The organism is Pseudonocardia sp. N23, assembly GCF_002583555.1.
Taxonomy (GTDB): Bacteria; Actinomycetota; Actinomycetes; order Mycobacteriales; family Pseudonocardiaceae; genus Pseudonocardia.
In genome coordinates, this window is record NZ_BEGX01000069.1 from 25,970 (window position 1) to 38,799 (window position 12,830).

Below are 12,830 nucleotides of genomic sequence, written 5' to 3' on the forward strand. Positions count from 1 at the left end.
CCCTCATCAGTGCTGCTGCTCGGGGCTCTGCTGCTCGTCCTGCGGTGCAGGCTCCGCGGCGGCCGCCACATCGGCCGCGGCGCGGTCCACGACCGTCACCATCGCGGGCCGGAGCACCCGGTCGCCCATCCGGTAGCCGCGACGCAGCACCGAGGAGACCACCGTGACCGTCGCGCCGACGGCGTCGGACTCCTCGTGCTGGACCGCCTCGTGCACCGACGGCTCGAACGGCTCCCCGCCGACACCGAAGGGCTCAAGACCCAGCTTCGCGAGCACCCCGACGACCTTGTCGGCCACGGACTTGAACGGGCCGTTGAGGTCGCCGTGCTGCTCGGCACGCTCGATGTCGTCGATCACCGTGAGCAGCTCGGACGCGAACTGCGCCCGGGCCGCCGCCAGCACACCCTCCCGGTCGCGGTCGACGCGGCGCCGGTAGTTGGCGTACTCCGCGCTGACGCGCTGCAGGTCGGACGTGCGTTCGGCGACCTCGGCCTCGAGCTCGTCGATCCGGGGGTCGGTCGCGGGAGCGGGCTCCCCGGGGGCCGGGGCCCCGGCCGGCTCCTCGCCGGCCGGGGTCCTGACCTCACCGGTCAACGGGTCGATGCGACGTCGATCGCGCACCACGACCCGCTCACCCTCGTGCTCACCGTTCGGGCCCCTGTGTGCATCGGGTCCGTTCGGGTTGCTCACTTCTTGTCCTTGTCCTCGTCCACGATCTCGGCGTCCACGACGTCGTCGGCCTGCTCGCCGGCGGCGGTCGAGTCGGCGCCGGGGGCGGCACCCTCGGCACCCTGCTGCTGGTAGAGGGCTGCGCCGAGCTTCTGCGACTCCTGACCCAGCTTCTCCACCGCGGCCCTGAGCGCCTCGGTGTCGGTGCCCTTCAGGGCCTCCTGCGCCTCACCGAGAGCGGCGTTCACGTCGTCCTTGACCTCGGACGGGAGCTTCTCGTCGTTCTCCTTGACGAACTTCTCCGTCTGGTAGACGAGCGTCTCCGCCTGGTTGCGGACCTCGGCGTCCTCACGACGCTTCTTGTCCTCCTCGGCGTGCGCCTCGGCCTCGCGCATCATCCGGTCGATCTCGTCCTTGCCCAGGGCGGATCCGCCGGTGATGGTCATGGCCTGGCTCTTGCCGGTGCCCAGGTCCTTCGCCGAGACGTTCACGATGCCGTTGGCGTCGATGTCGAAGGAGACCTCGATCTGCGGAACACCACGCGGGGCGGGCGGCAGACCCGTCAGCTCGAACATGCCGAGCTTCTTGTTGTAGGACGCGATCTCACGCTCGCCCTGGAACACCTGGATCTGCACGGACGGCTGGTTGTCGTCGGCCGTCGTGAAGATCTCCGACCGCTTGGTGGGGATCGTGGTGTTGCGCTCGATGAGCTTGGTCATCACGCCGCCCTTGGTCTCGATGCCCAGGGACAGCGGGGTGACGTCGAGCAGCAGGACGTCCTTGACCTCGCCGCGCAGCACACCGGCCTGCAGGGCGGCGCCGACGGCGACGACCTCGTCCGGGTTGACGCCCTTGTTGGGCTCCTTGCCGCCGGTCAGCTCCTTGACGAGCTCGGTGACGGCGGGCATCCGGGTGGAGCCACCGACCATCACGACGTGGTCGATCTGGCCGACGGAGATGCCGGCGTCCTTCACGACCTGATTGAACGGGGCGCGGGTGCGGTCGAGCAGGTCCGAGGTGATCTTCTGGAACTCGGCGCGCGACAGCGTCTCGTCGAGGAACAGCGGGTTCTTGTCCGCATCGACGGTGATGTACGGCAGGTTGATCGTGGCGCTCGACGAGCTGGAGAGCTCGATCTTCGCCTTCTCCGCGGCCTCACGCAGCCGCTGCATCGCCATCTTGTCCTTGGTCAGGTCGATGCCCTGCGAGCTCTTGAACTTCTCGACGAGCCAGGCGATGACCCGCTCGTCCCAGTCGTCGCCACCGAGGTGGTTGTCGCCGTTGGTGGCCTTGACCTCGACGACGCCCTCACCGATCTCGAGCAGCGAGACGTCGAACGTGCCACCACCGAGGTCGAAGACCAGGATGGTCTGCTCCTTGTCGCCCTTGTCGAGGCCGTAGGCCAGGGCGGCCGCGGTGGGCTCGTTGACGATGCGCAGGACGTTGAGACCCGCGATCTGGCCGGCCTCCTTGGTGGCCTGGCGCTGCGCGTCCTCGAAGTAGGCGGGCACGGTGATCACCGCGTCGGTGATCTCCTCACCCAGGTACGCCTCCGCGTCGCGCTTGAGCTTCTGCAGCACGCGGGCGCTGATCTCCTGGGCGGAGTACTTCTTGCCGTCGATGTCCTCGGTGGACCAGGTCGACCCGACGTGTCGCTTGACCGACCGGATCGTACGGTCGACGTTGGTGACCGCCTGGTTCTTCGCGGACTGCCCGACGAGCACCTCGCCGTTGCGCGCGAACGCGACGACGGAGGGCGTGGTGCGCGAACCTTCCGAGTTCGCGATGACCGTCGGCTCGCCACCCTCGAGGACGGCGACGACGGAGTTGGTGGTTCCGAGGTCGATACCGACCGCACGAGCCATGGTTGTTGCCTCCGTGATGCTTGTGTGTGGTGCGTGTTGAGCTTGCTCGACTCAAGTCTCCACGTGATCCCGCGGAGCCGTCAAGCCCTGCTTGAGTCCATCACGCTCAACTTGCTTCATCCGTCCCAACGACCGGCCCCCGCGCGATGTTCCCGGGCGCGGCGACAACTTTCCGGACCGCACCCGCGCAGCCGTCCGAACGGGGTCCCCGCGCTGCGTCCCGACCGTCCGGCGAGAACGTCCCGTCCGCCCTAGGGTGGGCGGTATGACCCCGCCCGGGCCACGCACACCGTCGACGCGACGCCGCACCGCGGCAGTGCTCCCCGTCCTGGCCGTCGTCGTCGCCCTGCTGCTCACCGGCTGCACCGGCATCGTGGCGGGCGTCGGCGCACCCGTGGCGGGCGGCCGCGAGACCGTCGACCAGATCCGCCAGCGCGTCGACCTCGGCTCGCTCGACCCCTGCACCATGGTCAGCCCCGCGCAGCGCGCCGCCCGCGACCTCGGCGACGCCGAACCCCTCAAGGACGACACGTCCCAGCCCGCGTGCCAGTGGCTTGGCAAGGGCCGTTCCGCCAACAGCGACCGAATCACGTTCAGGCTCTACGACTCCGCCCGCAGCCGCGCCGGCGACACCGGCGCCCGCGTCACCGACGTCCTCGGCTTCTACACGATCGAACTGCCGTCGACGACGTACCACGCGTGCAACCTGCTCGTCGACGTCGCGGAGAAGCAGACGTTGCAGGTCACCCACCTCGCCGATGCCGACCCCGGCAACGACGCCTGCACCTCCGGCCGCGACTTCACCGAGTCCGCGCTGCGCACCCTCACCCGCATCAGCCGCCGCTGAGTTCCTCCCTCCCGTCGGACCGGGCCGCGGCCGGATCAGGTCGGCGCCACCGAGCATGTGCCGGGAGGTCGCCACCGAGCTGCGGCGGACGTGTCGGGAGCGCGACGCAGATGTGCTGATGACGCGGTCGCCGGCGGGCCGCTGCCGGCACCGCCCCCGTCCGTTCGCACCCGAACACGGATCTCCCCGACCTGCCACGCCGGACCGGCGGCCGCGCCACGATCCCCGTGTGACCGGAATCGGCTGGTACCGATACGAGGGCTACCCCCTCGCCGAGAAGTTCAAGTGGCTCGGCGAGGGGCCGGGCAGCTCCGCGATCGGGACCCTCCACCAGGGGATGACGAACATCGGCGGGAAGTTCGCCGACTCCGACCAGGAGCTGCGACGACAGCTCGAGCCACTGGGCATCGCCTGGCAGGGCCGCGCCGCGTCCGGGGCCGGGGCCGCGGTGACCTCGGCGACCGTCCGAGCGGCGGCGCACGCGGACGCGGGGCGGTCGGCGGGGACGTCGGTGGACGGGTACGGGGTGTCGTTCGGCGAGATGAGCCGCCATGTCGGTGAGTCGGGGCGTGATCGGATCATGGCGGACGTACACAGGGCGATGTCGATGCCCTCGGGAACGCCGTACCTGCTCCTCGGCCCGGCAGGCGCACCGTTCGCGATGATGGCCGCCGAGGCCGACCATCGGGAGGCCGTCGAGAAGGTCCGCACGCTCGATGCGAAGGCGAACGCCGCGCTCTACGTCCACGAGGAGACCTCACGAGCGGCGGTCGAGCAGTTCCCTGTCGTCGAGACCGCGCCGGTCGCCGTGCCCCCGACCGGCGGCGGCGCGGGTGGCGGTCTCGGGGGCGGCCCGGGCGGCCGGATCGGCGACGGGGTCGGCGGGCCGGGGTTCGGGGGCCCGCCGCCGGTGGGCGCCGTCGGCGACCGCTCCTCCCCGACCCGGCCGCCGGGCGCCGGCCTGCCGGCGCTTCCCGACCCGGCCGTCCGGAGCGTCGACACCGGAGTGGCAGTGCCGGGCGCCAACGGTCGCCCCGACCGCGGGGTGGGGTCGGTACCCGGCCGGCCGGCCGTCCCGGTGGGGCCTCGGCTGCCCGACCCCGGGCGCGGAGCCGGGCGGACGGCGCTGCCCGGTGTGACGGCCCCGGGGCTGCGTCGGGGCGGCACGTCGACAGGCCGCGCGTTCGCCGACAAGCTGTTCCGGGCCGGTGGGCCGCCGGGTGTCGGAGAACCGGCCGGCCGTGCCCCCGGCGGCGGCCGCGAGCCGGCCCGGACCCCGGTGATGCCCGGGCGTGCCGGCGGGACGGGCCTGCCCGGTGGCATGTACCCGCCGATGGGCGGCGCAGCGGCCGGTCGAGGTGGGAACGACCGGCACACCTCGCGCTTCCTGGTGCCCAGCTCCGCACCGTTCGACGTCGAGACGCCGCACGTCGCACCCGTGATCGGTGGGGAGGAGCAGCGATGACCGTCGACTGGGACGCGGCGACCGTGCTGTCGCTGACGGAGTTCGAGGTCGCGTGGGAGGCCGCCGGCCTCGACGAGACGCCGTGGGAGCTCGACCCGCCGCGGCCGGGCCGGACGTGGGAGGAGCGTCGCGGGATCGTCGACGCCGCGCTGGCGACGCTCGCTGCGCGCGGGCTCGTCGACGACCGGAGGCCCGTCCCGCGGCTCGCCGCGATGCTGACCGTGCTGGACCGCCGCGAGCTGTCGGTCGACGTCCGGGTGCACGGCCCGACGGTCGTCGGTGCTGTCGCGGCCCGGCGCCGTGGCCGGGCGGTGCTCGCGGTCCGCCACGACGGCGAGATCGCGCTGGCCGACCTGTCGCCGACACGGCTGTCGCCGGCGGTCGTCGACGTCCTCGGACCGGTGGCGGCGGCCCGGGGGCGGGCGGTGAACGTGCGTGCGTCCGACGTCGAGGCCGCGATCACGGCGGCGGGCGAGGACCCGGGGGCGCTGGTCGACGAGCTGGTCCGGCGCGGGGTCGAGCCCGCCGACGCCGGGACCTACGTCGCGCTGCATCGTGACGTCGACCGGCACGGGATGGTCGGTGTCTGCGTGGGCAGGCGGCGGGCGCCGTGGCTCATCGGGCTGCACCGCACGTCGTCGGGACACGTGGTCCGGCTGCGCCGGCCCGCAGGCGACGGGCGCGACGTCGTCACCGTCGCACCGGTGGACGCCGCGGGGCTGGTCCGGCGGATCGACGAGCTGATCGCGGCGGCGTGACACCGGCCGCGGGGGAGCAGGGGCGTCAGAGCGACGGCGCCGCCCGCGGCTCGACGCGGCCGGCCGACGGCGGTGGCAGCGGGTCGGCGATCGGCGCCAGGACCCGGTGGGTCTCGGGGTCGTCGACGACGCGGTCCTCGGCGTCGCGGTAGACGAGGTCGCCGTCCGGGCCGAGGTCGGCGAGGTAGCCGGCGAGGGCGAGCTGGTCCTCGTCGAGATCGGTGAGGACCTCGTAGCGGCAGGGCGCGACCCGGTACTCCGGCCACTCGAGGTTGCCGTAGGCGTCGTGCAGGTCGGCGAGCAGGCCGGTGAAGACCTGCTGCCAGCGCAGCGGCATCGACTGCGCGAGCGAGCGGGGCACGACCAGGTAGTCCTCGCTCGCACCGCGTGCCGGGCGGTCGAGGTAGTCGCGCAAGGGCGTCGTCGACGCCAGGGCGTGGGGTTCGTCGCGTGCCATCGATCCTGCTTCCGGTCGTGCCCTGCCGGTGGCCCGCCGCCGGGCGGCGGGCCGTGCACCCGATGTTTCCACGGCGCCCCGCCGGCCGCGGACCGTGGTGCCGGTGCCTCGGTGCGCCCGCGACGAGGCCTCGGCCCGCGGCGGTCCGCGACCGTGTCGGCCCTGCGGTCCGACGGTTGTCGCGGATGCGGGTCATCGGTGACGGCGATGCACCGGGGGCGATCAGCCGACCCGGCCGTCGTCCAGCGCCGCTGCCGTCGCCGCCACCCGCGACCGCAGCCAGCGATGGCCCGCGTCGTCGGTGTTGCGCGGGTTCCAGTACATGGCCTCGTTGATCTCGGGTACCGGGATCGGTGGCTCGACGAGCCGGAGGCCGGTGATCGGCAGCAGTCCCGCGGAGCGTTCGAGCACGAGGCTCACCAGCGACGTCCCGCGGATGAGGAGCGGGACCATCAGGAAGCTCTCGATGGTGAGCTCCACGCGGCGCTGTACGCCGAGGTCGGCGAGGTGCCGGTCGGCCAGGTTCAGCTGCAGGTCCTGGCCGATCGAGTACACGAGGTGGGGCAGCGCGAGGTAGCGCTCCGGGTCGAGCGCGGTCCCGTCGTGGACCGACGCGTCGAGCATGCACAGCCAGCGGTCGCTGAACAGCGGCGCGTTCGGCAGCGGCGACGGCCCCATCGTCTCGCGCGGCTCGATCACCAGGTCGACCCGTTCCTGCCGCAGCAGCGACGGCACGTCGGCCGCGCGCGGGCGCACGTTGATCGTGATGTGGGGCGCCTCCGCCGACAGGGTCCGGATCAGTGGGGCGACGACGACGGCGGTGGCGTAGTCCGACGCGCTGATCGAGAACGAGCGGGTCGCCGTCGCCGGCGCGAACTCGGACTTCTCGGCCAGCACACCGTCGACGAGCCGCAGGATCTCGGCGACCGGCTCGACGAGCGCCTCGGCGCGGCTCGTGAGCGTGAGGTTGCGTCCGGTGCGGACCATCAGCGGGTCGCCGAAGAGCTTGCGGAGCCGGGCCAGTGATCCGCTCATCGCCGACTGGCTCAGGTTCAGCCGACGAGCCGCCTCGGTGACGCTACGGGTCGCGAGCAGCGCGTCGAGGTCCACGAGCAGGTTGAGGTCGACGGTCCGGAGGTCGATCACCCGGACCACGATATCGGCGCGGTCAATATCTCCTATCCGTGACATCTGTTGGACCGAACGATCGGATCCTTCTAGCGTCCCTTCCACGCACCGCGACGACATGACCGCTGCGGGAGGAAACAATGCAGAACGAGACCGTGCCAGAACTCGACGGGCCCGCTTTCCGGAATGTCGTCGGGCATTTCACGAGTGGCGTCACGATCGTCACCGCCGAGCACGACGACACGTTGTTCGGCGCGACCGTGAGCGCCGTGTCGTCACTGTCGGCGGACCCGCCGATGATGCTGGTCTGCCTGCACCAGCGGCTCGGCGCCCACGCCGCGATCATGGGCGCAGGCCGGTTCACCGTCAACATCCTCGGCGAGGGCCAGGACGCGCTGGCGCTGACGTTCGCCACCCGGGGCGCCGACAAGTTCGCCGGCGTCGACGTGGCGCACACCCCGTACGGACCCCGGCTGGAAATGGCGCTCGCACACCTCGCATGCCGGGTCGTCGACCACGTCGAGGGCGGTACGCATCGCATCTTCATCGCCGAGGTCGACCATGCGTCGGCGATCCGCGATGCAGGGCCGCTCTCCTATTTCCGCGGCCGCTTCGGCCGTTTCGTACCGCACGACGAAGCGTCCTGACCGACCATTTCCGAACTCCCACACGGAGGCATTCCATGAGGACGGGCCAGCAGTACCTCGAATCGTTGCGCGACGGCCGGCAGGTCTACGTCGGCGGTGAACTGATCGACGACGTGACGACGCACCCGAAGACACGGGGGTACGCGGCGGCCATCGCCGAGTACTACGACCTGCACCACGCACCCGAGCACCAGGACGTGCTCACCTTCGTCGACGACGACGGCGAGCGCCGCAGCATGCACTGGTTCCTGCCGCGCTCCAAGGAGGACGCAGTCCGCAGGCGTGCCTTCCACGAGTTCTGGTTCCGCCACTTCAAGGGCGGCATCTTCACGCGGCCACCGGCGGGCATGCACGTCGTCATGTACGCGCAGGTCGACGACCCGCAGCCGTGGGAGGACAACGCGATCCTCGCGGACGGGCGCCACGTCCCCTTCGCGCAGAACATCCGCGACCAGTGGGCGCGGGTCACCCGCGACGACATCGCCATCTCGCCGATGTTCGTCGACGTGCAGTTCGACCGCGGCCGCGAGGACGCGCTCGCCGAGACCCCGATGCTCAGCGTCGTCGAGCAGAACGACGAGGGGATCGTCGTCCGCGGCTGGAAGGCCATCGGCACCTCGATCGCCTTCGTCAACGAGCTGCTGATCGGCAACCTGTGGCGACCCGGCCAGACTGCCGAGCAGACCGTGTACGCCCTGGTGCCGGTGAACACCCCCGGCCTGTCACTCGTGTGCCGCGACTCCAACGCGACCCCCGATGCCGACCCCTACGACCACCCGCTCTCGACCATCGGCGATGAGCTCGACGGCATGGCGTACTTCGACGACGTCCTGATCCCGTGGGAGCGGGTGCAGCACGTCGGGAACCCGGACCACGCCAAGTGGTACCCGCAACGCCAGTTCGACTGGGTGCACATCGAGACCCAGATCCGGCACGCGATCCACGCCGAGCTCATCGTCGGTCTCGGGCTGTTGCTGACCAACGCGCTGGGGACCAACACCAATCCGGTCGTCCAGTCCCAGATGGCCGACATCGTCCGGTTCCGGGAGACGTGCAAGGCCTTCGCGATCGCAGCCGAGGAGACCGGGTTCCTCACCGCGGGCGGCCTGTACAAGCCCAACAACATCTACGTCGACCTCGGGCGCGCGCACTACCTCGAGAACATCCACGACATCGTCAACATGCTGATCGACTTCTGTGGCCGCGGCGTCGTCATGGCCCCGACGAAGGCCGACTTCGACCACCCCTACATCGGCCCGAAGCTGGAGGAGGCGTTGCGCGGCAGCGGGATCAGCGCCCGCGACCGGGTGAGCATCTTCCGCCAGATCAGCGAGCGGTACCTCACCCAGTGGGGCGCGCGCCACGAGATGTTCGAGAAGTTCAACGGCACCCCGCTGTACCTGGTGAAGCTGCTGACGATGCAGCGCACCGAGTACCAGATCGACGGACCGCTGACCGACCTCGCCCGCGACGTCCTCGGGTTCGGTGACACCGAGGCGCTGGCCGCCCGCGCCGCCGAGGCCGAGCAGCGCTCGCACTACGCGTCGGTGCGCTACCAGCCCGAGTACGCCCGCGAGCAGGACGTCCGCGAGGGCTACTACAAGGAAGCGGCGACGACGGTCTGATCCCATCCCCCGCCGGGCCGGCGTCACGCCGGCCCGGCGGGCCCACACCCGGGAGGTACCGGTGGACTTCACCGAGAACGAGTCCGCGCAGGTCGTCGCGAAGAGCTTCGAGACGACCGACGACCCACGGCTCCGCGAGCTGCTGCAGGGCCTCGTGGCGCACCTGCACGCCTACGTGCGGGAGCTGCGCCCGACGACGGCCGAGTGGGAGCACGCCGTCGAGTTCCTCACCGCCACCGGGCAGGCCTGCACCGACATCCGGCAGGAGTTCATCCTGCTCTCCGACGTCCTGGGGATCTCGATGCTCGTCGAGACGATCAACGGGACCGACGCCCACCCCGGCACGACGGCGTCGACGGTCCTGGGGCCCTTCCACATGACCGGTAGCCCGCGCCGCGAGCTGGGCGAGAGCATCGACGACGCCGGAGCCGGGCCCGTGTGCGTCGTCGAGGGCCGGGTCGTCGACACCGAGGGCCTGCCGGTCCCCGGTGCGACGCTGGACGTGTGGCAGGCCGACCACCACGGCTTCTACGACGTCCAGCAGCCCGACCACCAGCCCGCCGGCAACGGGCGCGGCCTGTTCACCGCCGACGCTCAGGGCCGCTTCAGGTTCACGACGGCAACCCCGTCGCACTACCCGATCCCCACCGACGGGCCGGTCGGTGCGCTGCTGCGGGCCACCGGCCGGCACCCCTTCCGGCCCGCGCACATCCACTTCCTCGTCGACGCCCCCGGCTACCAGCAGCTCACCACCCACGTGTTCGTCGCCGACAGCGCCTACATCGACGCCGACGCGGTCTTCGCCGTCAAGCAGAGCCTGGTGCGCGAGTTCGTGACGGTCGACGACGAGGCTGCCGCCGCCGCGCACGGCGTGACCGCGCCGTTCACCCTGGCCTGCTTCGACATCGTCCTGGCTCGACGATGACGGCCATGGTCACGGCACCCGGCCGGCTGCACCTCGGCGTCGGTGGGCTCCCGCCCGGGCCGTCGGTGGTCGCCATCGGCCAGTTCGACGGCGTGCACATGGGCCATCGACGGCTCGTCGCCGAGGCCGTCCGGCGTGCCGACCGGCTCGGGGTGCCCGCAGGCGCGGTCACCTTCGACAGGCACCCGGCCGCGGTGCTGGCCCCGGACCGCGAGCCGGCCACCCTGACCGGCCTCGACGAGAAGGCGGAACTGCTCGCGTCGTGCGGCGTCGACTTCGTGCTCGCCCTCCCGCTCTCGCCCGACCTGCTGCGGACCAGCGCGGCCGACTTCGTGACCGACCTGCTCGCCGGTGCTCTCGACTGCCGCGCAGTCGTCGTCGGCACCAACTTCCGCTTCGGCCACCGCGCCGCCGGTGATCCGGCGCTGCTGGGTGAGCTGGGCCGGTCCCACGGCATGGACGTCGTCGTGGCCGATCTGGTCGACGTGGCCGGCCGGCCCGTGTCGTCGACGAGGATCCGGGCCGAGATCGCCGCGGGACGGGTCCGCTCGGCGGCCCGGCTGCTCGGCAGGCCGCACCGGGTCGGGGCCGTCGTCACCGGTTCCCGCGGGCGCCGCTGCGCCGTCCGGCTCGGGACGGGGACGGCGCGACCCGGAAGCGGCCGGTACCGGGTGTCCGTCGACACGGGCGACCGGCCCGGAGCCCGGCTCGACACCACCGACCCCGCGGCCGTCACGCTCGAGCTGTGCGACGGCACGGCACCGGCGCGCGGGACGCGCCTGTGGCTCGGGCTGCTCACCGAGCTCGGGTGAGCCCGCCCCCTCGGCCTCAGGCGTCGTTGCGCGTGGTCCCGGGGCGGGTCGCGAAGGGGACGAGCTCGCGGTAGTTCCACGGCACGGGCTGCACCCGCACCGACGCTCCCGTGTACGGGGCCTCCACCATCTTGTCGTCGCCCATGTAGAGCACGACGTGATGGATCGTCGACGGGTCGCTGGGGTCCGTCGCGTAGAACAGCAGGTCACCGGGCTGTGCCTCGCGGACGGGGACGTGCCCGCCCGCCTTGTACTGGTCGCGCGACACCCGGGGAAGCTCGATGCCGGCGGCCTGGAAGGCGCGCAGCATGAGTCCGGAGCAGTCGTAGGTGCCGGGCCCGGTCGCGCCCCACACGTACGGCTTTCCGACCTCCTTGAGCGCGAACGCGATCGCACTGCCCGCGGCGCCGGCCGGCAGGGTCGCGGTCTGGGCGGTGCAACGGGCGGGCAGGACGGAGACGTCGGCGAGCTGCCCGACCAGCGCCGCGGCGAGGCCCTCCCACTTGGCGTAGGCGTTGGGGAACGCGGAGCGCTGGACGGTCTGTGCGGCGACGGTGACGGGCAGGGTGTCCCAGCCGGGGATCTTCAGCAACCGGTCGATGAAGATCCGCGTGCTGTAGACGGGGTCGGTGACCTGCGCGGGCGTGCCCCAGCCCTGCGACGGGCGCTGCTGGAACAGGCCGAGCGAGTCCCGGTCGCCGTAGTTGATGTTGCGCAGGGTCGACTCCTGCATGGCCGTCGCGAGCGCGACCAGCCAGGCCCGCGGCGGGGCACCCATGTCGCGGGCGACGGCGATGATCGTCTGGGCGTTCCCGCGCTGCTCGTCGGACAGGTCGGCGAACGTGGAGCCGCCGCGGCCGGTGCCGTCGGACACCCCGATACCGGTGTCGCACACCCCCGTCGACGACGTCCCGGTGCCCCCACCGCCACCGCCGATCGTGAACGCGATGAAGCCGACGCCGAGGAACAGGGCCACGGCGGCCGCGATCGCGACGACGGGGACGAGCAGCCGGAACGGCCGCAGCGGGGTGACCACGGCGGGTCAGCCCTCGTCGGAGTCGGCGACCCGCCAGCCGGAGCCGTCGTCGACGACGAGCAGGACCAGCGTGATCGTGTCGGTCGGGACCCGCACCTGGACCGACGCGGGGGAGACGCGGGTGGCCTCCGGCGGACCGGCGACGCGGCTCGCGGGGACGTTGCCGGGGTCGACGGATCCGAGGACACCGAGGTACTCGTCGGTGGTCCACGGACGCAGCCGGGCGAGCCACTGCTCGGTGGTGATGCCGGCGGGGTGGTCGACCCACGCCGACGCCCACGACGCAGCGGCGGCCAGCGCGGCCTGCGGGGCCTGGTCGACCGGCAGCGTCGTCGGTGTGAGAGGGGCGACGGGCGGCAGCACCGACGGCGACGAGCCGGTCGCGTGCCTGCCGTTCACCGTGGACGTGCCGCCCGCGTTCTGGCTCGGCGCGGACGGGTCGGCGGTGCGGCCGCTGGTGGCGAGCCAGCTGATGCCGGCGGCGAGCGCGAGGACGACGACGACCGTCCCCACCAGGCGTAGGGGTGAGTGCAGCGGCCACTGCCACAGAGACCGGTAGGCGGCGGCCCGGCCGCGCGGGGTTCTGATCGGCACGG

At 72.2% G+C, this 12,830-nt stretch carries 13 protein-coding genes; 7 read left to right on the forward strand and 6 right to left on the reverse strand.

From position 1 onward, the window contains the following. Window positions 1-6 precede the first annotated feature (6 nt). Both grpE and dnaK read right to left on the reverse strand, forming a co-directional pair. A complete protein-coding gene (gene grpE, locus TOK_RS20000; RefSeq protein ID WP_098959531.1) occupies window positions 7-690 on the reverse strand; it encodes a nucleotide exchange factor GrpE in 684 nt (227 codons plus the stop codon). Next, window positions 687-2,534: a molecular chaperone DnaK gene (gene dnaK, locus TOK_RS20005; protein ID WP_098959532.1), complete on the reverse strand. Its 1,848-nt coding sequence runs from the start codon at window positions 2,532-2,534 to the stop codon at window positions 687-689. The genes grpE and dnaK overlap by 4 nt, the downstream gene beginning before the upstream one ends. Window positions 2,535-2,799: 265 nt before the next feature. Between dnaK and TOK_RS20010 the strand changes: the two genes are divergently transcribed. The 3 genes from TOK_RS20010 to TOK_RS20020 all read left to right on the forward strand — a co-directional run bounded on the left by TOK_RS20010 (window position 2,800) and on the right by TOK_RS20020 (window position 5,604). Next, a complete protein-coding gene (locus TOK_RS20010) occupies window positions 2,800-3,381 on the forward strand; it encodes a DUF3558 family protein (protein WP_098959533.1) in 582 nt (193 codons plus the stop codon). 229 nt (window positions 3,382-3,610) lie between these two features. Then, the gene (locus tag TOK_RS20015) at window positions 3,611-4,846 is read left to right on the forward strand and encodes a hypothetical protein (protein ID WP_098959534.1); all 1,236 of its coding nucleotides are present in this window, start codon (window positions 3,611-3,613) and stop codon (window positions 4,844-4,846) included. Beyond that, on the forward strand, window positions 4,843-5,604 hold the full coding sequence (locus TOK_RS20020) for an ESX secretion-associated protein EspG (protein ID WP_098959535.1): 762 nt from the start codon (window positions 4,843-4,845) through the stop codon (window positions 5,602-5,604). Before TOK_RS20015 ends, TOK_RS20020 begins: the two co-directional genes overlap by 4 nt. 25 nt (window positions 5,605-5,629) lie before the next feature. On the opposite strand, the gene TOK_RS20025 is transcribed toward TOK_RS20020, so the two are convergent. Continuing rightward, window positions 5,630-6,061 carry a hypothetical protein gene (locus TOK_RS20025; protein ID WP_098959536.1) on the reverse strand — a complete coding sequence of 144 codons (432 nt, stop codon included), beginning with the start codon at window positions 6,059-6,061 and terminating at the stop codon, window positions 5,630-5,632. A 222-nt stretch (window positions 6,062-6,283) separates the two neighbouring features. Beyond that, complete coding sequence (locus TOK_RS20030) at window positions 6,284-7,207, reverse strand: LysR family transcriptional regulator (protein ID WP_216362028.1); 924 nt, start codon at window positions 7,205-7,207, stop codon at window positions 6,284-6,286. Window positions 7,208-7,329: 122 nt separating this feature from the next. Between TOK_RS20030 and TOK_RS20035 the strand changes: the two genes are divergently transcribed. The 4 genes from TOK_RS20035 (at window position 7,330) to TOK_RS20050 (ending at window position 11,198) form a co-directional block, all read left to right on the forward strand. Continuing rightward, window positions 7,330-7,836: a flavin reductase family protein gene (locus TOK_RS20035; RefSeq protein ID WP_098959538.1), complete on the forward strand. Its 507-nt coding sequence runs from the start codon at window positions 7,330-7,332 to the stop codon at window positions 7,834-7,836. A 35-nt stretch (window positions 7,837-7,871) separates the two neighbouring features. Continuing rightward, entirely contained in the window at window positions 7,872-9,461 is a 1,590-nt protein-coding gene (locus tag TOK_RS20040) for a 4-hydroxyphenylacetate 3-hydroxylase family protein (protein ID WP_098959539.1), read from the forward strand. Window positions 9,462-9,522: 61 nt separating this feature from the next. Continuing rightward, complete coding sequence (locus TOK_RS20045) at window positions 9,523-10,386, forward strand: dioxygenase (RefSeq protein ID WP_098959540.1); 864 nt, start codon at window positions 9,523-9,525, stop codon at window positions 10,384-10,386. Between the two features lie 5 nt (window positions 10,387-10,391). Continuing rightward, complete coding sequence (locus TOK_RS20050; protein ID WP_172457669.1) at window positions 10,392-11,198, forward strand: FAD synthetase family protein; 807 nt, start codon at window positions 10,392-10,394, stop codon at window positions 11,196-11,198. 16 nt (window positions 11,199-11,214) lie between these two features. Here TOK_RS20050 and TOK_RS20055 read toward each other — a convergent pair whose 3' ends face one another. Next, the gene (locus TOK_RS20055) at window positions 11,215-12,234 is read right to left on the reverse strand and encodes a C40 family peptidase (RefSeq protein ID WP_098959542.1); all 1,020 of its coding nucleotides are present in this window, start codon (window positions 12,232-12,234) and stop codon (window positions 11,215-11,217) included. Between the two features lie 6 nt (window positions 12,235-12,240). Beyond that, a complete protein-coding gene (locus TOK_RS20060; RefSeq protein ID WP_098959543.1) occupies window positions 12,241-12,828 on the reverse strand; it encodes a hypothetical protein in 588 nt (195 codons plus the stop codon). Between the last annotated feature and the right edge of the window lie 2 nt (window positions 12,829-12,830).

Coding starts and splice junctions, on each gene's coding strand:
- dnaK (WP_098959532.1), bottom strand. CDS start 2,534: ATGGCTCGTGCGGTCGGTATCGACCTCGGAACCACCAACTCCGTCGTC.
- TOK_RS20010 (WP_098959533.1), top strand. CDS start 2,800: ATGACCCCGCCCGGGCCACGCACACCGTCGACGCGACGCCGCACCGCG.
- TOK_RS20020 (WP_098959535.1), top strand. CDS start 4,843: ATGACCGTCGACTGGGACGCGGCGACCGTGCTGTCGCTGACGGAGTTC.
- TOK_RS20025 (WP_098959536.1), bottom strand. CDS start 6,061: ATGGCACGCGACGAACCCCACGCCCTGGCGTCGACGACGCCCTTGCGC.
- TOK_RS20035 (WP_098959538.1), top strand. CDS start 7,330: ATGCAGAACGAGACCGTGCCAGAACTCGACGGGCCCGCTTTCCGGAAT.
- TOK_RS20040 (WP_098959539.1), top strand. CDS start 7,872: ATGAGGACGGGCCAGCAGTACCTCGAATCGTTGCGCGACGGCCGGCAG.
- TOK_RS20050 (WP_172457669.1), top strand. CDS start 10,392: ATGGTCACGGCACCCGGCCGGCTGCACCTCGGCGTCGGTGGGCTCCCG.